This is a genomic window from Bacillus sp. CD3-5 (assembly GCF_006349665.1).
Lineage (GTDB): Bacteria > Bacillota > Bacilli > Bacillales > Bacillaceae_G > Bacillus_A > Bacillus_A paranthracis.
The window spans coordinates 32,696-58,145 of record NZ_VEPX01000015.1 but is presented as its reverse complement, the minus strand read 5'-3'; the positions used below and the strand labels follow the sequence as shown (position 1 = coordinate 58,145).

The 25,450-nt window shown below is 37.5% G+C and carries 19 protein-coding genes and 1 pseudogene; 6 read left to right on the top strand and 14 right to left on the bottom strand.

The window, feature by feature from the left end; translation table 11 throughout:
• Positions 1-211: 211 nt before the first annotated feature.
• From hutG to hutP, 5 genes are all read right to left on the bottom strand, one after another.
• The gene (gene hutG / locus FH036_RS22755) at positions 212-1,183 is read right to left on the bottom strand and encodes a formimidoylglutamase (RefSeq protein ID WP_044793433.1); all 972 of its coding nucleotides are present in this window, start codon (positions 1,181-1,183) and stop codon (positions 212-214) included.
• On the bottom strand, positions 1,162-2,433 hold the full coding sequence (hutI, locus tag FH036_RS22750; protein WP_000887529.1) for an imidazolonepropionase: 1,272 nt from the start codon (positions 2,431-2,433) through the stop codon (positions 1,162-1,164). Before hutI ends, hutG begins: the two co-directional genes overlap by 22 nt.
• Positions 2,434-2,446: 13 nt before the next feature.
• The gene (gene hutU, locus FH036_RS22745; RefSeq protein WP_044793434.1) at positions 2,447-4,105 is read right to left on the bottom strand and encodes a urocanate hydratase; all 1,659 of its coding nucleotides are present in this window, start codon (positions 4,103-4,105) and stop codon (positions 2,447-2,449) included.
• Between the two features lie 23 nt (positions 4,106-4,128).
• On the bottom strand, positions 4,129-5,646 hold the full coding sequence (gene hutH, locus FH036_RS22740) for a histidine ammonia-lyase (RefSeq protein WP_000631846.1): 1,518 nt from the start codon (positions 5,644-5,646) through the stop codon (positions 4,129-4,131).
• A 103-nt stretch (positions 5,647-5,749) separates the two neighbouring features.
• Positions 5,750-6,190, bottom strand: coding sequence for a histidine utilization transcription antiterminator HutP (hutP, locus tag FH036_RS22735; protein ID WP_000926516.1), 441 nt, complete (start codon positions 6,188-6,190; stop codon positions 5,750-5,752).
• Between the two features lie 194 nt (positions 6,191-6,384).
• Between hutP and FH036_RS27675 the strand changes: the two are divergent.
• Positions 6,385-6,456, top strand: a pseudogene (locus FH036_RS27675) (class I SAM-dependent methyltransferase); the annotation flags it as partial.
• A gap of 76 nt (positions 6,457-6,532) precedes the next feature.
• On the opposite strand, the gene FH036_RS22730 reads toward FH036_RS27675, so the two are convergent.
• Together FH036_RS22730 and FH036_RS22725 are read right to left on the bottom strand one after the other, a co-directional pair.
• Positions 6,533-7,105, bottom strand: coding sequence for a DJ-1/PfpI family protein (locus FH036_RS22730; protein ID WP_044793437.1), 573 nt, complete (start codon positions 7,103-7,105; stop codon positions 6,533-6,535).
• Positions 7,102-7,689, bottom strand: a complete 588-nt coding sequence (locus tag FH036_RS22725) for an AAA family ATPase (RefSeq protein ID WP_139896245.1) — start codon at positions 7,687-7,689, stop codon at positions 7,102-7,104. The genes FH036_RS22730 and FH036_RS22725 overlap by 4 nt, the downstream gene beginning before the upstream one ends.
• A 247-nt stretch (positions 7,690-7,936) precedes the next feature.
• Between FH036_RS22725 and FH036_RS22715 the strand changes: the two genes are divergently transcribed.
• Positions 7,937-8,233: a hypothetical protein gene (locus tag FH036_RS22715; protein WP_000262403.1), complete on the top strand. Its 297-nt coding sequence runs from the start codon at positions 7,937-7,939 to the stop codon at positions 8,231-8,233.
• A 103-nt stretch (positions 8,234-8,336) separates the two neighbouring features.
• Complete coding sequence (locus FH036_RS22710) at positions 8,337-8,777, top strand: DUF2621 domain-containing protein (RefSeq protein ID WP_044793439.1); 441 nt, start codon at positions 8,337-8,339, stop codon at positions 8,775-8,777.
• Positions 8,778-8,806: 29 nt separating this feature from the next.
• Here FH036_RS22710 and FH036_RS22705 read toward each other — a convergent pair whose 3' ends face one another.
• Both FH036_RS22705 and FH036_RS22700 read right to left on the bottom strand, forming a co-directional pair.
• On the bottom strand, positions 8,807-9,862 hold the full coding sequence (locus tag FH036_RS22705; RefSeq protein ID WP_000896233.1) for a hypothetical protein: 1,056 nt from the start codon (positions 9,860-9,862) through the stop codon (positions 8,807-8,809).
• 50 nt (positions 9,863-9,912) lie between these two features.
• Entirely contained in the window at positions 9,913-10,983 is a 1,071-nt protein-coding gene (locus FH036_RS22700; RefSeq protein ID WP_180358393.1) for a hypothetical protein, read from the bottom strand.
• A 277-nt stretch (positions 10,984-11,260) separates the two neighbouring features.
• Here FH036_RS22700 and FH036_RS22695 point away from each other — a divergent pair, with 277 nt between their 5' ends.
• The gene (locus FH036_RS22695) at positions 11,261-18,823 is read left to right on the top strand and encodes a DUF7507 domain-containing protein (RefSeq protein ID WP_139896243.1); all 7,563 of its coding nucleotides are present in this window, start codon (positions 11,261-11,263) and stop codon (positions 18,821-18,823) included.
• 63 nt (positions 18,824-18,886) lie between these two features.
• On the opposite strand, the gene FH036_RS22690 is transcribed toward FH036_RS22695, so the two are convergent.
• Complete coding sequence (locus tag FH036_RS22690; RefSeq protein WP_001028639.1) at positions 18,887-19,393, bottom strand: CcdC family protein; 507 nt, start codon at positions 19,391-19,393, stop codon at positions 18,887-18,889.
• Between the two features lie 90 nt (positions 19,394-19,483).
• Entirely contained in the window at positions 19,484-20,191 is a 708-nt protein-coding gene (ccdA, locus tag FH036_RS22685; RefSeq protein ID WP_001152681.1) for a cytochrome c-type biogenesis protein CcdA, read from the bottom strand.
• Positions 20,192-20,677: 486 nt separating this feature from the next.
• On the opposite strand from ccdA, the gene FH036_RS22675 reads away from it, so the two are divergent.
• Entirely contained in the window at positions 20,678-21,586 is a 909-nt protein-coding gene (locus tag FH036_RS22675; protein ID WP_139896242.1) for an EamA family transporter, read from the top strand.
• A gap of 87 nt (positions 21,587-21,673) precedes the next feature.
• Positions 21,674-22,819 (top strand): M20 peptidase aminoacylase family protein, encoded by a 1,146-nt coding sequence (locus FH036_RS22670; protein ID WP_139896241.1) that lies wholly within the window; start codon positions 21,674-21,676, stop codon positions 22,817-22,819.
• Between the two features lie 38 nt (positions 22,820-22,857).
• On the opposite strand, the gene FH036_RS22665 is transcribed toward FH036_RS22670, so the two are convergent.
• The 3 genes from FH036_RS22665 to FH036_RS22655 form a co-directional block, all read right to left on the bottom strand.
• On the bottom strand, positions 22,858-23,802 hold the full coding sequence (locus tag FH036_RS22665; RefSeq protein WP_000482766.1) for an ABC transporter permease: 945 nt from the start codon (positions 23,800-23,802) through the stop codon (positions 22,858-22,860).
• Positions 23,795-24,706 (bottom strand): ABC transporter ATP-binding protein, encoded by a 912-nt coding sequence (locus tag FH036_RS22660; protein ID WP_000180642.1) that lies wholly within the window; start codon positions 24,704-24,706, stop codon positions 23,795-23,797. The genes FH036_RS22665 and FH036_RS22660 overlap by 8 nt, the downstream gene beginning before the upstream one ends.
• Before the next feature lie 90 nt (positions 24,707-24,796).
• Complete coding sequence (locus FH036_RS22655; RefSeq protein ID WP_139896240.1) at positions 24,797-25,372, bottom strand: FtsX-like permease family protein; 576 nt, start codon at positions 25,370-25,372, stop codon at positions 24,797-24,799.
• Positions 25,373-25,450 lie beyond the last annotated feature (78 nt).

Here is a 25,450-nt window from a genome sequence, read left to right as displayed (position 1 = left end):
ATTTTTTAGCAAAATTTTTATTTTATCATAAAATTATTTTACACGTCAACACTTCAAAAGCAAGAAATTTAATTCACACAATACACTATAAAAAGCGCAATTTTATTAACATTTCCACACACATTCATTCTCTTTTAACATAAAAACACATTACTACATTTGAGTAGTAATGTGTTTTTGATAAGGCATAAATAAAAATCTACTTTTCCGTCTATACACTAACCTGCTTACGGACTGTTTCTCTCGCTAAAAGAAAACTCATAATTACTTGCGCAGCTACTCGGCTCGTCATATCCCTAAAATCAAGGGTTGGATCAATCTCTACTATATCCATCCCTTGCACAAGCGGTTCTTTACCAAGCAATTCAATCGCATCAAGTAAAGTCGTACTGTCCATTCCACCAGGACCAATCGCTGGACAACCTGGTGCGAATGCTTGATCTAGTACATCCATATCAAGAGAAATGTAAATAGAGGTCACGCCTTGCTTTCTTAATACTTCAATACTTTCTATAATAATATCTTTGATTTCTCGCTCTCGTACATCTTTCATTGTATAAACTGTCACACCGTGTTCTTTTGCATATTCATGGTACGCTCGTGCATTTGAAAAATTACGAATTCCGATTTGAACGAGTTGTTTTCCTGTAATAATATCATTTTCTAGTAAACTACGGAACGGAGTACCATTTGACGGACCACCATCATCTAAATTACGTAAATCATGATGGGCATCAAATTGAATAATCCCGACCTTTCCTTTACTGTTTGCAAATCCTGTTATACTCGGAAAACTAATTGAGTGATCCCCGCCAAGAACGATTGGTATCATGTTCGGATTTACTTTCGTTACATGACCAACTGTTTTCGCAATTCGGTTATGACTTTCTTTTATATCCGTCACATGCATCGTAATATCGCCGCAATCATATAAAACACTTTCTTTCATATCGTGTTCTTCTGTAATCGCGTACGTGCTATATGCATCCAACATCGCACGAATCGTTTTTGGCGCAAAACTTGCTCCTGAATGACTAATAGATGGTTTAGAAAGGGGTGCTCCAATTAAGGCAGCACCGAATATTTCCACGCCTTCCTCCCAATCTTTAATCATTTCACTCCATTTCGTCACTTCACGATCGATAAACTTTGCATTCTTCTTTAAATAGTGGCCGTGCTCCACGATTGTTCACCTCTTGTATATGCGATATTACCATTCTTCCATACTGTATTTACATGACTTACGCCGTAATGATACGGTACGTAAGCATAATTGTAAGCATCCCATAAAACTAAATCTGCCTTACGACCAACTCTAATTTTCCCAGCTACATCGCCTCGGTTAATAGCATAAGAAGAGTTAACTGTTACCGCGTTCCAAACTTCTTCTGGTGTCATTTTCAGCTTCAACATTGCGATGCTCATAATAAGCTGAATGTTTTCAGTTGGACAGCTACCTGGGTTAAAGTCTGTAGCTAACGCAACTGCAACACCTTCATCGATCATTTTACGACCGCGGGCAAAGCTTTCTTTATTTAAATAGAAAGTTGTTCCTGGTAATAAAGTGGCTACTGTATTAGAGTTTGCAAGCATTTCAATTCCTTTATCAGAAGCACCAACTAAATGGTCGGCTGATGCTGCACCAATTTCAGCCGCTGCTTCCGCACCACCAAGAGGATCAATTTCATCTGCATGAATTTTCACGTCAAAGCCAAGCTCTTTCGCTTTTAATAAAAACTCTTTCGACTCTTCAACAGAGAACACGCCTGTTTCACAGAAAATATCAACGAATTCAGCTAATTGCTTCTCCTTCATTTCTGGTAGTAGGTCTAACATCCATTGTAAAAATTCTTTCGATCTACCTTTATACTCTTTCGGAACTGCATGAGCACCTAAAAATGTAGAAACTAAATCGATGGGATGCTCTTTTTGTAATTGTGCAGTTGCCTCTAATTGTTTCCATTCTGTCTCATCATCTAATCCGTAACCACTCTTCGCTTCTACAGTTGTAACTCCGAAAGATAGCATACGGTCTAAATGGAATTTCGCTTTTTGAACAAGTTCTTCTTTCGACGCCTGTTTCGTTGCATTTACAGTTGAAAGAATACCTCCGCCTTGTTCTAAAATTTCTAAGTACGGAACTCCTTGTAGTTTTAGTGCAATTTCATTTTCACGAGATCCACCAAATACAAGATGAGTATGCGGGTCAACAAGACCAGGAGAAACCATTTTCCCGCCACAATCAATAACTTCTTTCGCCTGAAGTCCTTTTGCTTCTTCTGCTGTTCCAACGAAAGTGATTACACCATTTTCAATTCCAACCGCACCGTTTTCGATAACAGGAAGCGTGTTCATCGCTTCCCGTCTTAACAAGCCATCTTCTTGATCCATTGTTAGCAATTGACCGATATTTATTAGTAAAGTGTCCAGCATGTTTTTCTCCTCCTTATTTCATCATTGGAATATTAACGCCTTTTTCTTTCGCAGTTTCCACAGCTAAGTCATACCCTGCATCCACGTGACGAACAACACCCATACCAGGGTCAGAAGTTAATACGCGCTCAATACGTTTTGCTGCTGCTTCTGTTCCATCTGCAACGATAACCATTCCAGCGTGAAGTGAATAACCCATACCAACGCCACCACCGTGGTGAACAGATACCCAGCTTGCACCGTTTACACTGTTAATTAATGCATTCAAAATTGGCCAGTCAGCTACTGCATCACTACCATCTTTCATCGCTTCTGTTTCACGGTTTGGAGATGCTACTGATCCGCAATCTAAATGGTCACGACCGATAACAATTGGTGCTGATAATTCACCATTTGCAACCATTTCATTAATGATGCGACCAAATTTCGCACGCTCACCGTAACCAAGCCAACAAATACGTGATGGAAGGCCTTGGAATTCAACTTGCTGACGAGCCATACGGATCCAATTACATAAATGCTCATTATCCGCGAACTCACGTAAAATTACTTCGTCTGTTTTATAAATATCTTCTGGATCACCAGAAAGTGCTACCCAGCGGAATGGTCCTTTTCCTTCGCAGAATAATGGACGGATAAATGCTGGAACGAATCCAGGGAAATCGAATGCATTTTTCAAACCTTCATCGAAAGCAACTTGGCGAATGTTATTTCCGTAATCAAATGTAATTGCGCCTTTTGCTTGCATAGCAAGCATTGCTTCCACATGTTTTGTCATGCTTTCTTTTGATAATTGTACGTAACGTTCTGGATCTTCTTCACGAAGTTTTGCCGCTTCTTCTAACGTGTAACCTACTGGAATATAGCCGTTTAATGGGTCATGAGCAGATGTTTGATCCGTAACTAAATCTGGCGTAATATTACGCTTCACTAGCTCTGGTAAAATTTCTGCCGCATTTCCTAATAAACCAATAGAAATCGGTTCTTTCTTCTCTTTATACTCGTTCGCAACCGTTAACGCTTCTTCTAACGATTCTGTATACATATCACAGTATCTCTTTTCAATACGGCGATCGATACTGCGCTTATCAACATCAATAGCGATAACAACACCGCCGTTCATCGTTACAGCAAGAGGTTGTGCACCGCCCATACCACCTAAACCAGCAGTAAGTGTTAATGTACCTTTTAATGAACCACCGAAATGTTGACGTGCCGCTTCACCAAATGTTTCATATGTTCCTTGTAAAATACCTTGTGTTCCGATGTAAATCCAGCTACCTGCTGTCATTTGTCCGTACATCATAAGACCTTTTTTCTCTAGTTCACGGAAGTGATCCCAGTTCGCCCACTTCGGTACTAAGTTTGAGTTTGCTAACAAAACGCGTGGCGCATCTTCATGTGATTTAAAAATAGCAACTGGTTTTCCTGATTGAACAAGTAATGTTTCATCGCTTTCTAACATTTTTAATGAATCTACAATTGCATTGTAGCTTTCCCAGTTACGAGCTGCACGGCCAATTCCGCCATATACAACTAATTCTTCTGGCTTTTCAGCAACTTCCGGATCTAAATTGTTCATTAACATACGAAGTGCAGCTTCTTGAACCCACCCTTTCGTTTGTAACTCAGTACCTCTTGGCGCGCGAATTGTTTGTTTTACTTTTTCCATTTCAATCTCTCCCTTTTCTCATTTTATAGTGCTGCGTTTACATCTAATCTTTCTTTAATCGAATAATTCGTTTTTAACCAATGCGCAATATTTTCAATATCTGTTGAGAATATGCGGTCATTTGTAATAGAAGGCACTTGCTGACGACCTTGATGGTAGAAGCTCTTCGTCACTGTACTCATATTTTCAATACCACGATATTCTGCTGCTTGCATCGCACAAATCATTTCAATTGAAAGAACACGTCTTACGTTTTGAATAATTTGATGTGCATGGCGTGAAGCGATTGTTCCCATACTTACGTGATCTTCTTGGTTAGCTGATGACGGGATTGAATCAACACTCGCCGGATGTGCTAACGTTTTATTTTCAGAAACTAGTGACGCTGCTGCGTATTGCATAATCATTGCACCAGACTGAAGTCCTGGTTCTGGACTTAAAAATGGAGGTAAATCATTTAATTGCGGATTTACTAAACGCTCAATACGACGCTCTGAAATATTTGCAAGTTCCGCCATTCCTACTTTTAAGAAGTCCATCGCAAACGCAATCGGTTGACCGTGGAAATTCCCACCCGAAATTACTTTTTCTCCGCCATCAAAGATCAGCGGATTATCTGTTGCTGCATTCATTTCAATTTCTAATTTTTCTTTCACATAATTTAAAACCTGCCAAGAAGCACCATGTACTTGCGGGATACAGCGAAGTGAATAGGCATCCTGTACTCGTAGTTCTCCTTGTTTTGTTGTTAACTTACTATCGTGAAGGATGTCACGAATTCTGCTCGCTACTTCCACTTGCTCTTTATAACCACGTGCTTTATGAACATTTTCATCAAATGCATCAATAATGCCTTGTAACCCTTCAATTGTCATTGAAGCGATTAATTCAGCTTGATACGCAGTTGCTTCTGCTTCTATATAAGAAAGAACTCCTTGCGCTGTCATCGCCTGCGTACCATTGATTAATGCAAGCCCTTCTTTCGCTTCAAGTTCAATCGGCTCAAGACCTTCTTCTGTAAGAGCCACCATCGCATGAACGCGTTTCCCTTTATAGAACACTTCACCTTCGCCTAATAATACGAGCGCAAGATGAGATAAAGGCGCTAAATCGCCACTCGCACCAAGTGAACCTTGTTGCGGAACGACTGGGTGAATTTTACGATTTACAAACTCAAGAAGCATATTTACAACAAGCGGTCTAACGCCAGATACGCCTTTAAGCATCGTGTTCGCTCGCAAAATTAACATACCGCGTGATACTTCTTCAGGGAATGGATCGCCTATCCCGCATGCATGTGACTGAATTAAATTGTGTTGAAGTGCCTTTACATCATCTTTTTGAATAAGCACATCACTGAACTTTCCAAATCCAGTTGTAATACCGTAAACGACTTTTCCGTCTTCTACAATTTTCTCAACAACTTCGCGGCACTCCGCCACCTTTTGCATACTAGTTGGACAAGCTGTTACACCTTCTCCTTCAAGTAACAACCTCTTCATTTCTTCAATTGTCAATGTGTGTCCTGTTAACGTAATCATTGTTTTTCCTCCTTAAAAAGGCAAAAGGGGACCTTATCTTTTTAAGACAGACTTCTGTCCTAAAAAAGTAAGGCCCCCTTCTAACTAATAGACTATGGGCAAATCATATGTGATTAATTCCTAAACCAATCGCCTCATGCTCAGATCCTTTTACAGGTGCACCAATCGTTCCATATAATGCAACAGCAACCCATTCGCCTTCTTTTTTTCCGTCGTATGGTGTACCGCGCACAATCGCAAAGCGAAGTCCTACTGTACGAAGAACGTCTGCTAACTGAATTTGACCTCTCGTCACTCCGTACAAAGCTTCCATAATTGCGTGATAAAGTGCATGTGTTTCTCTGTAAACGTCTGTTTCAATAACTTGGTTGCTCTTAGCCGCTGTTTCCATTGCTGCGACAACCTTTTGCGAATTCATCGAACCCACTTTCCCCGTACAATACTTCCAACCTTTTGGAATAGATAATACAGGACTTTCATTCTCATCCGCAAGTGCCAACAGCATGGCCATACGACCAATTCGATGTGTTCCTTGAAGAAGCATGTGACTCTCTCATTTCTTTTAATTATTTGAATATTTCTTAATTTAAGAATATATGAAAACGGTTAAATCGTCAATAGTTTAAACTCACATTCAAATAATTTTTTCATCTCCTCCATTTGTGTACACAAATGATTTACACAATTTTTTCAGGCATGCTATAGTCTCACTAACAGATGCAAAGGAGCGAATTTTCAATGACAAAGCGAAAAGATATTCATTTTCGAATTGAAGAAAAATTACTTGAAAGGTTTGAATCTGCAATTCATAACGGTATATGGCGTGATCCGAAAACGTTAGCCATTTATCGATGTCAAAAAGAAAAAAGCTAGCAAATGCTAGCTTTTATACATTCTCAGGCAAAAGCTCCTCCATCATCACATTCCCCTTACCACTGTAAAAATTTATATTATGTTCGTTTGTTACTCCAAAATAAGAGGCAATCGCTATTCCAAATGGTACAAATGCATGCCCCTGTGCTGTAATAATATTTGATTGTTGCACAACTTCTTCATAGACAAAATTTTCTACTGGAAAACAATCTAATTTTTGGTAGTCCATAGTCACCGTATATGAGATTTCTTTGCATAAGCCTGCTTTTGCTAGCGCATACGGCCCAGCACAAATAGCAGCTACTAATTTTTCTTGTTCATGAAATTGACGGATAACTGAAAAGAGTACTTCTGCATCCTTCATATGTATCGCATCTCCGCCTGGAATAATAATCCCCTCATATTCTTCTACACGCACTTCTCTTAATTCTATATGTGGTTGCACTTTCAAACCTGTTTCACTTATAATCAATTCTTTCGTTAAACTCGCTGTAATAATTTCATATTTGTTTTTCAACAATGCCGTTGCTACCGTAATTTCAAACTCCGCAAATGTAGGATATACAAATAAAAGTATTTTTTTCACAGCCCTCTCTCCTTCAACCATCTCATAAAATATATCTCTAATTCGTCCACTGTTAATCTATTCGTGTCCACATAAGTTACAGGAAATTGTTTATACCAGTCTTTTTCCATTTCTACTAATTTAAATTGCTCCTCAAATGTACTTCTGTTTCTTGTTCTATCATTATTTTTTCTATTATATAAATTACTTTCCGAGCCATCTAAATAAAAAATAGCATCTGAACGACATTCTCTTAATTTATATAATTCATCTCTTAATGCAGTTTCTATATCCCACTCTTCTCCTATAATCTTTGGATAAAAGAGCGTAAAAAACTCAATATCTTCTGGCCCGCGATCAAAAATCACAACTGAATCTTTTACATTTTGAAACTCCTTTATTTTTGCTTCCATAAACATTTTTTGATTTAAAATAAACCCTTCTTTTGAATTCATATCCAAATTTAATACTCTTCGCTTTTCTACAATTGGATAAGGATTTTCATATATAACTGAAAACCCACATCGCTCTAACCTTTTAGCCAATGTCGTTTTTCCGCTTGCCATCGGTCCTTGGAGTGAAATTACATATGCCATTCCTCTCATTCCCTTGCGCTTTAGTAAAACTATAATATACAGAATCTTGAAAACTATCAACAAAATATATATCATCTTGTTTCTTATTCTTATGTAACTTATAATAAAAAATAGAGATTATGACGAACGCATCAATAATGTAAGCTTGGAAATCCAAGCTTACATTATTTTTTGCTTTCCCTTTTCTAATAAAAAGAGTATACTAGATTAGAACGTATGTTCTTAATGATTACATACAGTAAGGAGATAGAACAAAATGGTATACGACACAAAAGCAATTTCTTGGAATGAGTCTTTAAAACAACTTCAACGCCGCTATACAAACAAACAAGTTGACCGAAAAGAATTTGAGGATATTGAACTGATGGAATTCTTCCGCGATAACGACTACATTTCTTTACCTACACATATAAGCGGCCTATCAACAGCACGTTTTACTTCTTACTCTATTTTCACAACTGAAGATAAAGATCGTAAAGTTGGCACATTAATCATTGAATATGTAGAAGATGATAATAATAATTTATGTGTGGAACAACTATACTTTGTTTAAATGATAACGCTTAGTCAAAATGACCAAGCGTTCTTGCTTTCTATGAATCTCACTGTTTATAATATGAATAATAGAAAACCGCAATCATTAAGGGGGGATATATTTGCTCGAAGGATGGTTCAGTTGGTTTATTGTGCTATGGACTGTTATTTTATTAGGGCTTATGTCTATCGGTGGATATTTTATGTTCAGAAAATTCCTGAAACGATTACCAAAAGAAGATGGTATGTCCATTTTAGATTGGGAAGAGCACTATATTAATAAAACTAGACATTTGTGGGATGACGAACAAAAACAATTGTTAGAAGAGCTCGTAAGTCCTGTTCCAGAACTATTTCGCGATGTTGCTAAATCGAAAATTGCCGGAAAAATCGGAGAACTTGCATTACAAGAAAAAGCCTCTCAAATTACACAAGATTTAATTATTAAAGGATATATTATCGCTACACCAAAACGCGACCATAAATTTTTAGTGAAAAAACTACAAGAAAAAGAGATTGATTATTCTAACTATCAATCATTACTAACAAAATACCTCTCATAAAAAAGATTGCTAACTTATAGCAATCTTTTTTAACTTACAGTTACTGATTTTACTGCTGTTAATTTAGCCTCCGCCAAGTCTATTTGTAATCCAACCGCACTTGTATAAATTGTATCTCCGGTACCTGTAATATTTACTTGTGTAGATGTCGTATTTGGTGCAATAGAACCTGTAGCATTTACATTTGTAATATCAAACTCAGCTCTTGCATTTGCAGTTGTAGTCGTTCCAGAAAAATTCCGATCTGCAAAACTACCAATTGTATTTAAATTTCCATTAATATCATTTACTTGCCCTCTAAAAAAGTTCCCTATTGGATTATTTGGTCCTGTTAATGTCACAGAGTTCAATTGAAAATTATCACCTGTAAAATTCGGATCACCATTTACCGCCATTACAAAAGCTCTTGCTGTCACCGTCCCTGTAGCTGGTGTAAAAAATCCAGAAAGGGTTTGCGGTGTACCTGATAATAAAAAACCTGGAAATAAACTCACATTTCTCATCGGATATGAGGAATCACGATATACAACAATCAACGACCATCCTGCACCATAACCAACTGGCTGACGCGTAGGTAATCTTGTCACACTATATCTTCCTGCTGCGCGATTTGGTAGCCCTTGTAGTAAAGATGTAACGTCTGCTGCTCGATTATATACATTGGCTATAAAAGGTAAATTCGTCCCTCCTGATGACCATGCTGAATTTATTGTCACTTGTGTACTCGTTCCATCAGGCGTAACTAAATTTGGTGGATTCGCATCAACAACAGCGGTTGTAACAGCCGTATCTAACCCACCTGACCAAACAAGTAATGCAAAATCTACAACTGCTGTAGTTGGAACGATAGTAGTTGATGGATTTAATTCAGCCCATGAACCATCTAGTGTCCAATCATTTGTCGTACCTCCAAATGTATTTGGATCCGTCGATGAAGGCACCCCTCCGAAAGTGGTGTCAGTATTTAATGTAATAAGTGCATTATAAGCAAAGTTTGTATTAGCAGTACCTCGCATTCCCATCGTATTGCCTGTATGCATCATAAATAAGTTATCGTTTTTACCGTAAGCTTGAACAAAAGCCAATAGAATTCACTCCTATTAGGATAAAAAATTTTATTAAAGTTTTCAATTTTTCAACTTACTATTACTGATTTTGTAGCAGTTAAACGTGCCTCCGCTAAATCTATTTGTAAACCGACAGCACCAGCGTAAATATAATCAAATGTATTTGGGATATTCACGGTAGTAGAAGTGGATCCAGCTGTTAACACGCCATTTGCAGGCACATTTGTCACATCAAATTCCGCACGACGGTTAGTCGCAAAAGTACCAATTGGCATATTTCTATCCCCAAAACTTCCGATTGTATTTAAATTTCCTAAATAATTATTTACCTGTGAAGCAAAAAAGTTGTTTATTAAATTATTAGGTCCTGAAAGTCCCGTACCGTTTAAGTTAAATCTATCACCTGTCGCATCAGTATCACCATTAATTGCCATTGTAAATACACGAGCATTAACCGGCGCTACAGCTGGAGTGATAAAATTTGAAATCGTTGCTGTCTCACCCAATGTAGAAATGAGTAAACCAGTATATAAACTAACATTCCTAATAGGATATGAATTATCGCGATATACAACAACCAATGCCCATCCTACGCCTGTCCCTTGCGTCGGAGGATTTGCCGTGGGAACCCTTTCTACAAAATAATCCCCCGCTGCTCGATTTGAAAGCCCTTGTAGAATATTTGTTACATTTGCAGCACGTGTATAAATGGTACCTTGAAATGTTCCGCTTGATCTCGTCTCTCCCCATGCAGGAACACTCGTAATTGTATGAGTGACCCCATCCGGTGTTTGTAAAGTAGGTATGTTGTTATTTACTACAGTTTCTGTCACAGTTGCACTCAATGTCCCTTGCCAAACTAACATAGCAAAGTCTACAGTTGCTGTTGCTGGTACGTCTGTTACTGAAGGATTAAGCCTTGCCCAAGAACCATTTAATGTCCAATCATTTGTCGTTCCTGCAAAAGTTAATGGATCTACCGAAGAAGGAACCCCTGCAAAACTTAAATTTGTATCGCTTGTTATTAATGCATTGTATTGATACGCCGTCGCTGTTGTAATACCACGCATGCCAACTGTATTCCCTGTGTGTACCATAAATAAAGAGTCCGTTTTCGTATATGTTTGTACAAAAGCCAACAATTCCACTCCCCTTCCATATAAGATAAATATTTATTCGCTATTTCATTTAATGCAAACAAGTAAAAAAAGTTCCATTTGTATATGCACAGACTAATTTGGGCAAAAAAAAAGCCTTTGCCTATTCCTATTCATTTAAATTTGAATAGGATGCAATGACGAGCTCATTTTATACTAATATTTACACATAGTATTGTTTCTAGATTATTAAATAATGCTGTTTGTAAATATTCGATGCCTTGACCGGATTTAAATTTAGACAGAAAGGACGAATCTAATGGCAATAGCAACAATAGGAAGTCGTTTAACCTATACAATCGTTGTCCAAAATACCGGAACACTTCCTGCCCAAAACGTTACATTTACAGACCCCATACCTGCTGGCACTACTTTCGTTCCAAACAGCGTTACAATTGATGGCGTTGCAACAGCTGGAAATCCTGCTACTGGTATTCCCATTAGCAACATTCCTGCTGGCGGCTCTGTTACAATTACCTTTCAAGTAGATGTTACAAGTGTCCCTACCCCACCAATCGCAAGTAACGTAGCATCATTTGGATACGAATTTCAACCTGCACCTAACGCACCCACTATCACACGTACAACAACAAGCAATATTGTTAATACAGACATTTTCACAGCTAATGTCGCATTAACAAAAGCAGTAGATAAAACAATTGCTACTATCGGTGATACGATTACGTATACAATTACAGCCACAAATCAAGCCACATTAGCTGCTAATAATGTTATCATTACAGACACGCCTCCTGCCGGCACATCGTTCGTACCGGGTAGCGTTACAGTTAATGGTACTTCTACTACAGATAATCCTGCTACTGGAATAAATGTAGGAACGATTGCTGCAAACGGGAATGCTACAATTACGTTTCAAGTTCAAGTTAATACTCTCCCTACACCAAACCCTATTCCAAATAGTGCAACTTCAAGCTTTCAATATAATCCACCAAACCAACCACCAATTAACAGAAACTCTACAAGTAATATAGTTGAAACACAAATTAATGCTACTATCATAAATCCAACTAAAAGTGCAAACCAACAAATTGTAAATATTGGTGACATCATTACGTATACGATTACTGTTCCAAATAACGGTAATACTTCAGCAACAAATGTTTCCATCACCGACCCTATCCCTACTGGCACTACTTTTATTCCAAACAGTGTTACAGTTAATGGAACGGCACAATCTGGCGTAACTCCAACAAATATTCCGCTAGGTACAATTCCTGCTGGTCAAACTACAACTGTCACATTTCAAGTTCAAGTCACTTCTCTTCCAGCTAATGGAACGATTACTAACGAAGCAAATATAACATTTACGTCGCAACCGAACCCTACTGAACCTCCAACGACAACTACGACAACACCACCTCCAACAACTACTTCTGTACGAACTGCAATTGTAAATCCTACAAAATCTGCTAGTCCACAAGTTGTCGATATTGGCGATATGATTACGTATACGATTACATTACCGAATACAGGAAATATTTCTGCAACTAATGTTATTGTGACTGATCCGATCCCGGCTGGAACTACTTTCGTTCCAAACAGTGTGACAATAAATAGTACCGTACAACCTGGTGTAAATCCATCTGGCAGCATACAAGTTGGAACCATTGCAGCTGGCTCCACATCAACGGTTACTTTCCAAGTTCAAGTAACCTCCCTCCCTGCAAACGGAGTCATTCGAAATGTGGGAAATGTAACATTTACCTATCAACCTGACTCAACAAAACCCGCTATTACAACAACAAACCCTACACCACCTACTACTACTCCTGTTAACACCGCTATTACAAACCCTGTTAAAACGGCGGATAAAACTACTGTTGATATCGGTGATGTTATTACGTATACGATTACTTTCACTAATGATGGTACGATCCCTGCTACAAATGTAGTTTTTACTGATACCATTCCTACTGGTACAACATTCATTCCGAATAGCGTAATCTTAAATAATGTACCGGTTCCAAATTCAAATCCCGCACTAGGAATCCCAGTTGGAACAATTGATCCCGGTGAAACCAAAACACTATCTTTCCAAGTTCTTGTTACACAAATTCCAGCTGGCGGTGTTATTACAAACGAAGCTTCAACGACATATACGTACCAGCCAGATCCAACAAGACCGCCGGTTACCACAACCGAACCGACAGCACCTACTACAGTCTCTGTTAATACCGCTACAGTTAACCCTACAAAATCTGCTAATCGTACTTTCGTTGATATTGGTGATGTTATTACGTATACAATTAGTTTACAAAATAACGGCACTGTTCCCTCAATAAATATTGTACTAACAGATCCAATTCCAAACGGTACAACATTTATTCCAAATAGCGTCACGATTGATGGTGTCTCACAACCTAACAGTAATCCTGAAAACGGTATATCAATCGGTACTTTAAATCCAAATCAAGCAAAAACAATTACATTCCAAGTTCAAGTTACAAGTGTCCCACCAAATGGAATTATAGAAAACCAAGGCAGTGTATCATTTAATTATATTGTTAATCCAAATGAGCCTCCTGTTACAACAACTACCCCAACTCCTAAAACAGAAACTCAAGTTGGGACCGTTATTACAGCGCCTACAAAATCTGCCGACAAACAAGTTGCTGATTTAGGAGATACGATTACCTACACGGTCACATTTACAAATAACGGGACCGTTCCGGCTACAAATGTAGTCGTTACAGACCCTACACCTAACGGGACTATTTTCGTTCCAAATAGTGTTACAATCGATGGCATTACAACGCCAGGAGCAGCCCCATCACTTGGTATACCACTTGGTACCATTTCTGTCGGAGAAACAAAAACAATCACGTATCAAGTTGTCGTTACAAACTTACCACCTGATGGAATAATTAGAAACCAAGCATCCTTCACTTACCAATATCAACCGAACCCAAGTGAGCCTCCTGTTACAACAACTACCACCACTCCAAGTGTAAACATTCCAATTAATAATCCTAATCCAACGACTACAAAATCTGCTGATCGACAAGTTGCTGATATAGGGGATACGATTACTTTTACTGTAACATTCCAAAATAGAGGGACCGTCCCCGCTACAAATGTTATTATAAAAGATGCACTTCCATCTGGTGTTTCTTTCGTTCCAGGTAGCGTTGTCGTAAATGGCACATCACAACTTGGAGAAAACCCTGAAATTGGTATACCCGTCGGCACTGTAAATCCCGGTCAAAGTATTACAGTTACGTTCCAAGGTGTAGTAAATAGTATCCCGCCCGGAGGAGTTATTAGAAATCAAGCAAATATTACATTCACATACGAGCCAAATCCAAATGAACCTCCCGTTACGACAACTATTACAACTCCTGAAACAGAAACAGCAGTTAATACCGCTACACTAAATCCACAAAAAACAGCAGATCGCTCCTTCGTTGCATTAAATGATGTCATTACCTATACTCTCTCATTTCAAAACACCGGTACTGTTCCTGCTACGAATATAACAGTAATAGATTCTATCCCTGCCGGTACTGTATTTATTCCAGATAGTGTTACGATTAATGGGATTCCTCAAGCAGGAACAAATCCATCATCAGGAATTTCACTTGGAACTTTAGCGCCATCCGAACGCGCAACGATTACTTTCCAAGTACGAGTAATAAACATCCCTGCTAGCGGCGAAATCCGAAATCAAGGTAGTGCAACATTTAATTATCAACCGGATCCAAATTTACCTCCAGTCACAAAAACAGAAACAACTCCTGAAACAACGACTCCTATCCAAACTGTAGTCATAAGTCCGACAAAAACAGCAAACCTTACGTTTGCAGAAATTGGCGATATTGTAACTTATACTGTCACATTTACAAACCAAGGAACTATACCTGCTACAGGTGTAACAGTTACAGACTCTTTGCCACCGGGTACAACTTTTATTACGAATAGTGTTACTGTAAACAATGTCGCTCAACCCGGCGTAAGTCCAGTCACAGGAATTCCTGTTGGAACAGTTAATCCCGGCGAGACAGTTACTGTTACATTCCAGATTCAAATAAACGCTATTCCTCCTAATGGAAAAATAGAAAATACAGCAAGTGTTACCTACACTTCTCAGCCTAATCCTAGCGAACCTCCTATTACAACAACAGAAACGACTCCTACCGTAACTTTACCTGTTCGTACCGCTAACCCGAACCCGCAAAAAACAGTGGATCGTGAGTTTGCAAGTATTGGTGATACGCTCACTTATACAATCACCCTTCAAAATACTGGTAATATACCTGCAACTAATGTCATTATTACAGATTCTATCCCTACTGGAACTACATTTATCCCTGGTAGCGTTACGATTAATGGCATTCCACAACCTAATTTGACCCCTGAAATAGGAATCCCAGTTGGCACATTAAACCCTAGACAAATAGTGACTGTTACTTTAGAAGTACAAATAACAGCTTTACCACCAAATGGCATTATCTCAAATGAAGCAAATGTCACTTACACATCTCAACCAGATCCGACACTCCCGCCTATTACAACAACCACACCGACTCCAATCGCAGAAACAATTGTACAAAATGCAGAATTAGAGTCAACTAAAACAGTAGATTTATCAGTTGCTAACATTGGAGATGCACTCACGTATACAATCACTCTTGAAAACCTCGGAAATATTCCAATGACAAATGTATCCGTCATGGATCAAGCACCAGTAGGCACACAATTTATTGTGGATTCTGTTACAATAAATGGGATTTTGCAACCAGGTATTGATCCAAGTATCGGGATACCTATCGGCACAATACAGCCTAATCAAATAGTAACCATCACGTTCCAGGTAACGATTACAAATATACCTCCTAACGGTGTTGTTACAAATATTGGTTCAATCAACTTTACATCTCAGCCTAACCCAAATGAACCTCCTATTACAAAAACAGAAGAAACTCCTCCAGTTAATACTGAAATTATTAACAGCATTATTAATCCAGCAAAAACAGCTGATCGAAACAATGTTGATATAGGTGATATCATTACGTACACCGTTACCTTCCAAAACTTACAAACTGTTGAACTAACAAATATTATTTTCACAGATTCGATTCCAATTGGTACGACTTTCATTCCAAATAGTGTAACAATTAATGGTATCTCAACGAGCGATGTTGATCCAGCTCTTGGCATTCCTCTTGGCACATTAAATCCTAGTCAATCAGTTGTTGTAACTTTCCAAGTTCGTGTTGTTTCCATACCACCTAACGGAATTATTGTAAATGAAGCTACTATCACCTACACATTCCAACCTAATCCTGGAGAACCCCCAGTAACAGTAACTACACCGACTCCACCTACTACTACAAATGTCAATACCGCAACAACGAACCCTACAAAATCCGCAGATAAAGTATTTGCTTTATTAGGCGACACAATCACCTATACAATCTCCTTACAAAATACAGGAACTGTCCCTGCAACAAATGTACTTGTAACCGACCCTATTCCAGCTGGTACTACTTTCATTCCGAATAGCGTTACGATAAACGGCATTCCACAACCAGATATCGTTCCTAGTTCTGGAATTCTTATCGGTACATTAGAACCTAACACTTCAGCCGTCGTAACTTTCCAAGTTCAAGTAACATCGATACCACCGACAGGTTTTATCGAAAATGAAGGAAGCGTTTCATTCCAGTACCAGCCAGATCCAAATTTACCTCCCGTATCCGTTACTACGCCTACACCTACTACAAAGACGCAAGTAAGTGAAGTTACTACTAATCCTAACAAACAAGCTACTCCTCAAGTTATTAACCTTGGTGATACTGTCACTTATACAATTACGTTCCAAAATGTAGGGAATATTAATGCGTCAGATGTTATTATTGCAGACCCTACTCCAGCTGGTACTACTTTCATTCCGAACAGTGTTACGATTAATGGTGTTGCTTCACCTGGAGCAAATCCAAATAGTGGTGTAAACGTTGGGACTGTAACTCCAGGACAAATTGTTACATTAACTTATCAAGTTACTGTAACTGAACTCCCACCAGACGGTATTATTAAAAACACTGCAACTGTCACTTACACATTCCAGCCAAACCCTAGCGAACCCCCTATTACTATTACAGATCCTACTCCAACTGTTGAAGTATCCGTTATTACACCTACACCTAACCCAAATAAACTAGCCGACAAACAAATTGTAGATATAAATGAAATCATAACGTATACTGTAACCTTCCAAAATCGCGGATCAGTCCCTGCAACTTCCGTTATCATTACTGATCCGTTAGCAAATGGGTTAACGTTTCTTCCAGGTACTGTTGTAATAAATGGCATTCCAGATCTTGGAGCAAATCCTGTTGTAGGTATACCTGTTGGAACAGTCAATCCAAACGATACAATTACTGTTCAATTCCAAGCAAGAGTCACAAGTGTACCACCTGGTGGTATTATTCGAAATCAAGCAACTGTTACTTTCACATATGAACCAGGTCCTGGTGAACCTCCTATTACAATTACAGACCCTACTCCAATTAACACAACGAATGTAAATACAGCTATATTAAATCCGAAAAAAACAGCCACGCCGGAAACAGTTACTTTAGGTGATATCATTACGTATACGATTTCTCTCCAAAATACAGGTACCATTCCTGCTAATCATATACTTGTAACTGATACAATTCCTATCGGTACTTCGTTCATCCAAAATAGTGTAACAATTAACAACGTGCCGCAACCAACTGCAAATCCATCAGCAGGCATCCCAATTTCAACACTTGCTCCTTCTGAATCCGCAACGATTTCTTTCCGTGTCCTAGTTACTTCAATTCCACCAAGCGGAGAAATTCAAAACCAAGGTAACGTTTCCTTCCAGTACCAACCCGATCCTACTAAACCACCTGTATCCGTTACTACGCCTACACCTACTACAATTACTCCTGTAAACGTTGGGACTATTAACCCGATAAAAACCGCTGATAAATCCATCGTTTCAGTAGGTGATACGATTACATTTACTATCACATTCCAAAATGAAGGTACGATTCCTGTCACTGACATTTCTGTTACAGACTCACTTCCTGTCGGCACATCATTCGTTCCAAATAGTGTCACAATTAATAACATTCCCGTTCCAAACGCAAATCCATCCACAGGCATTCCAGTCGGAACTCTTAATCCAACAGAATCCGTAACTATTTCATTCCAAGTACAGGTTATTACACTTCCAGCTAATAGAATGATTACAAATATCGCATCCATTACGTATACTTCTCAACCCGACCCGACTAGACCACCTATCACAACAACGACTACAACACCACCAATTACGATAGAAGTAAACCCTAATGAGCCAAACACATTTATTAAGACCGCAAATGTAAATAGCGCCCATCTCGGTGATTTCATCACATATACACTTACCTTTACTAACAATGGCACCATCCCAGTAAATAACGTACTCATTACCGACCCACTTCCTCCTGAGGTTACTTTCTATCCAAATTCAGTAACAGTAAATGGAGTAGCACGTCCCGGAACTAACCCAACTATCGGTATTCTTATCAATACTGTTAATCCAAGTGAATCCGTTGTTGTTCGTTTTATCGTTCAAGTAACAGCAGAGCCACGAAATGGTCTCATTCGAAATACCGCTCGCATTCGCTATACACTCAGACCAGATCCTACTAAACCACCGATTTCCGTTGATGAAACTTCAGAGCCAAACATTATTCCGTTTATCGGTCCGTTCGTCTCACCAAATTTAAATTGTTTCTTTAATGGGGAACGTTTTATCCGGCGCGGTTGGAATAGAAGATGTTAGCAATATAAAATAAAAAGACAGCGTCAAAAAACGCTGTCTTTTTATTTTATACATATACAGTTTTTAAGTTAATTTCATATCTTTTTCATTATAAAAACCATCTTCTTTTTCCATTTCCTTCTGTAATTTTGTAAAGGAACGGTACATTGCAATTCTCCATGACACAATCATCGCAAATGCCAGCAAGAAGAACATACCACTAAGTTGTCCTAAATCAAGAGATTGGCTTAAGTATGTTTTAAATACAATCCGCACGACAAGTAATCCAATTAATATAAAAACAAATGCTTTGGAACGCTTCAAATAAATCTCTTGTCCTCTAATCTCAAATTTAGATGTTTTAATAAGAAAAATAGAGAAAAACAAACCGACGCCAATTGCTTCTAACATTTCTGCTGGAGTTAATCGAAATTCAGGAAAAACATACATCAACGCTCCCGTACTCATAAAAAATGGTGGAAGTATAATTTTTTTCAATGTTGCAGGTTTCTTAGCTGCTTTTAAACGAATAAACATCGCACCAACAGCCATACAAACAGCAACGATACTGGATAAAACAACTATGTTCATATTTTCTCATCCTTTTTTGTGGCTATATGCAAAATATACTTTCATTATATGCTTTTCCGTTAGTATTTCCAACATTTTCACAGAATAATACTAAAAACCCGTAAAACCACCAAATAAACTTGAGAAATATACGATAATTTTTGTCATCCAGTTAAAGTATAAGAAGATACCCATGATAATCATAATGTATCCCCCGATTTTCATGAACTTCATACTGTTTCTTTTAATCCAAGACATTTTCGTAATAAAGAATGATAGTACGAAGAACGGGATAGCAAATCCAAGTATGTATGCAATCATATAAATCATTGCTGATTCTGGATTTGTTGCTGCTAATCCAATAACCGATACTAAAATAGGTCCTGTACAAGGTGTCCATCCTGCCGCAAATGCCAACCCAATTAGAACGGATCCAAAATAACCACTCGGACGATTTTTAAACGTGAATTTGCGATCTTGCATTAAAAACTTCGGCTTAAACACACCGACAATAATAAGACCGAACACGATGATAAATATACCACCTAACTGTCTAATTAAATCTTTATAATTTGTAAAGATGCCTCCAATAAAACTTGTACCAAATCCAATTGCAATAAATATAATTGAAAATCCAAGTAAGAAAAACGCTGTATGTATCATACTTCTTTTGCGAAGCATTGCATTTTCTTCTTTCAACTCAGAAACCGACATACCTGTTATGTACGATAAAAATGCCGGATAAAGCGGTAAGCAACATGGGGAAATAAATGATAAAAACCCGGCGCCAAACGCTAAAAAAATACTAATATCTTGCATTGTTCCACTCCTCTCTTTACATATTGTAGCAAAAACATATAAAAATACTGTGAACAATTCGTGAAATCACTTTTCCAACGTGATAATAAGAAAAACTACCCTTTCACGCTTTTTCTAAAAAAACGTTTTCAGTTCCTTCTATTATATAGAAAAATCTCAATTAAACTACAAAACCTCTCTAATGTTATTAACATAACAAAGGTAACATAGTTTCTCAAATGATTAGCATATTATTCGTATGTCTATATACATATTGATTAAAAAATATTTTTTTCAAATGCTGTCTTTATACAATACAAAGCTGATTTTACAATACTTCTATTATTACTAATTTCAAGATTATGCATAAATATCATACTTTTATTATTATTCTATAAAATGTCACACTTTTCTTTTATTTGACCCTTCATTTTTAATTTTGTATACTTCCCTCTAGTTATATATGTCCGTTACGGAACAAGTTCATATAGATGGGAGGAATTTTTCATGCTTCGTTATTCTCTTTTAGTTTTATTAGGAGCGTGTAGTTATGGGATTTTAGCTATTTTCGTTAAACTTGCATATGCAGAAGGATTTTCACTTGGAGAGGTAATTGGCAGCCAATATTTGTTCGGTTGGATTATTTTGCTTGCTATTACACTTCTATTTTCTAGACATCGTGTTCCATTAAAACAAGCATTAACTTTATTCGTTGCAGGTACATCTGCAAGTTTCACTGGAATTTTTTATTATGCTTCATTAAAAACTGTACCAGCATCTATTGCAATTATACTTTTATTTCAATTCGTTTGGGTCGGAATTATTATTGAAGCAGTCGCAACAAAAACATTACCTTCAAGAGAAAAGGTTATTTCCGTTATTTTCTTACTTGCAGGTACATTTTTATCAAGTGGTTTACTAGAAAAATCAGCAGGTGATTTCGATACGACAGGAATTATACTAGGCCTGTTATCTGCTGTTACATTTGCAACATACATTTTTGTGAGCGGAAAAGTTGCTGTTGAAGTACCTTCATTACCACGCGGTGTTCTTTTAATGGCTGGTGCTTTAACTTTAGTAATGATCGTATTCCCTCCAACATTTATTTTTAACGGTGCAATTTCTGAAGGGCTTTGGAAATACGGTTTAGGTTTAGGAACATTCAGTATCGTCATTCCTTCTATCGCCTTTACAATTGGTATTCCAAAGATTGGTTCTGGCTTAGCGACTATTCTTGGCGCTGCGGAACTACCAGTTACAACAATTATGTCTGTATTCGTTTTAAAAGAAGCTGTACTATCTTCACAATGGTTCGGTGTATCACTTATCTTAATCGGGATTGCAATCCCGCAAATTGCCTATGCAATGCGTGGACGTTATCGTAAACATCATACACACAAAAAATTGGCAGCATAAACGAGAGAGGATTTTCATTTGAGAATCCTCTCTTTTAATATTGTATACTTGATGTAAATACTTTATTTAAGAAAGAAGGCATTATACGTGGCTGCAAATCTAGAGCAATTAACTGAGACGCTAATTTCTATTCGTAGAAATTTACATGAGAATCCAGAATTATCCTACGAAGAATTCAAAACGACGAAAGCTATAAAGAATTGGTTAGAAGAAAAAAATATTACAATTATCAATTCTAGTTTAGAAACGGGCGTTATTGCTGAAATTTCGGGGAATAGTAACGGACCGCTTATAGCAATCCGTGCTGATATTGATGCCCTTCCTATTCAGGAAGAAACAAATTTATCCTACGCTTCAAAAATCCATGGAAAAATGCACGCTTGTGGGCATGATTTTCATACAGCTGCTATTATAGGTGCAGCTTATTTATTAAAAGAAAGGGAACCTTCCCTAAATGGAACTGTTCGCTTTATATTCCAGCCGGCTGAAGAGAGTAGTAATGGCGCTTGCAAAGTTATTGAAGCTGGGCATTTACATGGCGTACAAGCTATTTTCGGTATGCATAACAAACCTGATTTACCAGTAGGTACAATCGGTATTAAAGATGGTCCACTTATGGCCGGAGTTGATCGATTTGAAATTAAAATTCACGGAGTTGGTACACATGCAGCTGTACCAGATGCTGGGGTAGATCCAATTGTCGCATCCTCTCAAATTGTGATGGCACTACAAACTATTGTAAGCCGAAATATAAGTTCTTCACATAATGCCGTCGTCAGTGTCACAAACATCCATTCAGGAAATACGTGGAACGTTATTCCTGAAAAAGCAATATTAGAAGGTACTGTTCGTACTTTCCAAGCTGAAACACGCGAAAAAATTCCAGCCTTAATGGAACGTATCATTAAGGGCGTTTCTGATGCACTAGGTGTAAAAACAGAATTCCATTTTCATTCAGGTCCTCCTGCCGTCCATAATGATGAAAGTCTTACTCATTTATGTACACAAACTGCACAGGAAATGTCACTAGACGTGATTACCCCTACTCCTTCCATGGCTGGCGAAGATTTCTCTTTTTATCAACAACACATACCAGGATCATTCGTCTTTATGGGAACGAGTGGTACACATGAATGGCATCATCCAAGCTTTACAGTAGATGAGCGAGCGTTACCCATAAGTGCAGAATACTTCACTTTGTTAGCTGAAAAAGCACTTAAACACTTTTCCTAAAAAAGGAGCCGTTAAGAAATGCTTAACGGCTCTTTTTTTTAAGTTAAATCACGTTTTAAAAATACTGTATAGGAAATGATTAAAAATACAAATAAATACAGTACTAACATACATGATGCAAACGGGAACGTTACTCCATCAATAAAGCTTCCATTCTTTGCAATACTATATAAATCTGTGTTTGCTGGCAATAAATATTTCGCCCAATCATATCTAGTTGCTGCTAGTAATGCGATGTTTCCTGATAAAGCGAGAAATAGTGAAATACCAATCGCGCCTCCGCTAGATCTTGTTAGCACAGAAATCATAAATGCAAACGCTGCGTACACAATCGTCGGCAACCACGATAAAATATAATACTTACTAGCTTCTACAAAAATATTTTGTTTTATAATATTTCCATCTTGGAAAATAAACTCGCTCCATGCAGGCTGCTGGAATTTATAAATAACAAGCCCACATAAAATGGAAAAAATCATATTAAATATAAACAATAACGCTGCAAATATGACAATTGCTAAAAACTTAGCTGTCAAAATTTTAAAGCGACTCGCTGGTCGTATTGTTAAAAATTTATATGTTCCCCAGCTATATTCATTCGCAAAAATTGTACTTGCATACACGAGGATAAACGGAAGTAATATTGGAAATACGATAAAGCCTGTATCTCTCATGAAAGAAAGTGGAGAACTACTTGCAGGTGCTGTATCTGTATCTAAATGCTTCATCTTAAGCTGATATTCCTTTACAAGCTCATCCCCAGATCGTTCCGCTAAAATCGCTTCTTTTTCCATGCCTAGCTTTTTCTCAATTTCTACAGTTCGTTCTGTATAATCAGCTTTCCATCCTTTTGTTTCCGGCTCCAAATACTTTACAGTAACCCATCCTAATCCGATTATTAATACTGCAATAACTGCAAATGGAATAATCGTTCGCTTTCGCTTAAATATTTTATACAATTCGTTATACACTAAATTAAACAATATCTTTTCCCCCTGTTAATTCTAAAAATTGCTCTTCTAACGTTTTTCTTTCTTCATATACACGATACACTTGAATGTTTTTCTCAAGCAATGTACGAATAACATTTGGGATTTCTTCATCTTTTACATGAATAAGTAAATCATTACCTTTTATTAAAACATCTTGGTCTAACATTTCTGCCGCTTTATTCGCATCATCTACGCGTATACGGATTGTCTCCATCTCTTCACTTTGATTATGCTGAATATTTTGCGTCGCGACATATTCTCCGTGCTGAATAATGATAACTCTATCACACATTAATTCAACTTCCGAAAGTAAGTGACTAGATACCAGTACCGCTTTTCCTTGTTCATGTGCAATTTTTTTTATGTACATTCTCATTTCATGTATTCCACTAGGGTCTAATCCATTCGTTGGTTCATCTAATATTAATACATCGGGATCGTGAATAAGCGCTTGAGCAATTCCTAATCGTTGTCTCATGCCGAGTGAATATGCTTTTACTTTGCGATCAATTACTTGTCCCATCCCTAGCAATTTCACTACTTCATCGATACGTTCTTCTGTCACGTTACCATTCATGCGTCCGAAATATGTTAAATTCTCATAGCCGCTCAAAAATGGATAAAATTCCGGTGTCTCAATTACTGCTCCAATTTTCGAGGCAGTACTTTCAAATTGCTGTTTTACAGATTGACCGTCAATCCAAACTTCGCCCTCTGTCATACGAATCATGCCGACCATCATTCTCATTAAAGTCGTTTTTCCAGCACCATTTGGTCCAAGCAAACCAACTACTTCACCTTTTTTAACTTCGAAACTAATATTTTCTACAAGTGTCTTTGAACCGATTCGCTTCGTTAACCGCTCGACCTTTACAATTGATTGTTCATTTGTCATGCTATACAACCTTTCCTTCCCATTCTTTGTCAGGTCTTTACACTGTAACATGATTATTTTTATGTGTAAAATGGAAAAAGGCATGATTGCTCATGCCCTTTCTTTAAACTGAAATGAATTTTCATCTTGTAAACTTTGAACAAATCGAATACATTGCACCATCGATAATAGAAGAATAACAATCATAATTATACTCACTACTACTATTGCATATATTGTAATCGGTGCACTATTTATCCCTTGTATTCCTGTTATTTTCATAAAGATAATCGTAAATAATTTTAAAAATAACATCCCATTAACTAATCCAAAAACAAACGCTGCTCCATAAATAAATAATTGCTCCTGACATAATAAACATAGTACATCATTTCTCTTCCTATTCTCTGCTACATAAGATTTAATTTCTTCTTTCCTCGCTTGCAGAAGAGAATAAGTCATTTTATATGTAATAAACGTACATATGAAAATGACTACGATAAACAACGTGTAAAAACACATTTGAAATAAAAGTGTAGTCCCTAATTCCCCAGCAACTACTTCATTAAATTGTAGCGATATCATAAAAAACAAAATCATAATACTCATAGCAATCCACATAAATTGCTTCTTCCTTTTGGTAGCAAATGTTCTTATATTTTTTCTCGCTAACCGACATAAAGACATAAAATTCTTCCCCTACCTTATTACATACGCATTCTATACTACTAGTGTATAAAAATATGACATTTTAAACATCGCACT

What these genes read in the sequence shown, in the direction of transcription:
- FH036_RS22660 (WP_000180642.1), bottom strand. Translation starts at nt 24,706, where the DNA reads ATGACAAATGAACAATCAATTGTAAAGGTCGAGCGGTTAACGAAGCGA.
- hutI (WP_000887529.1), bottom strand. Translation starts at nt 2,433, where the DNA reads ATGCTGGACACTTTACTAATAAATATCGGTCAATTGCTAACAATGGAT.
- FH036_RS22695 (WP_139896243.1), top strand. Translation starts at nt 11,261, where the DNA reads ATGGCAATAGCAACAATAGGAAGTCGTTTAACCTATACAATCGTTGTC.
- hutU (WP_044793434.1), bottom strand. Translation starts at nt 4,105, where the DNA reads ATGGAAAAAGTAAAACAAACAATTCGCGCGCCAAGAGGTACTGAGTTA.
- FH036_RS22690 (WP_001028639.1), bottom strand. Translation starts at nt 19,393, where the DNA reads ATGAACATAGTTGTTTTATCCAGTATCGTTGCTGTTTGTATGGCTGTT.
- hutP (WP_000926516.1), bottom strand. Translation starts at nt 6,190, where the DNA reads ATGCTTCTTCAAGGAACACATCGAATTGGTCGTATGGCCATGCTGTTG.
- hutH (WP_000631846.1), bottom strand. Translation starts at nt 5,646, where the DNA reads ATGATTACGTTAACAGGACACACATTGACAATTGAAGAAATGAAGAGG.
- FH036_RS22655 (WP_139896240.1), bottom strand. Translation starts at nt 25,372, where the DNA reads ATGTCTTTATGTCGGTTAGCGAGAAAAAATATAAGAACATTTGCTACC.
- FH036_RS22675 (WP_139896242.1), top strand. Translation starts at nt 20,678, where the DNA reads ATGCTTCGTTATTCTCTTTTAGTTTTATTAGGAGCGTGTAGTTATGGG.
- ccdA (WP_001152681.1), bottom strand. Translation starts at nt 20,191, where the DNA reads ATGCAAGATATTAGTATTTTTTTAGCGTTTGGCGCCGGGTTTTTATCA.
- FH036_RS22715 (WP_000262403.1), top strand. Translation starts at nt 7,937, where the DNA reads ATGGTATACGACACAAAAGCAATTTCTTGGAATGAGTCTTTAAAACAA.
- FH036_RS22725 (WP_139896245.1), bottom strand. Translation starts at nt 7,689, where the DNA reads ATGAGAGGAATGGCATATGTAATTTCACTCCAAGGACCGATGGCAAGC.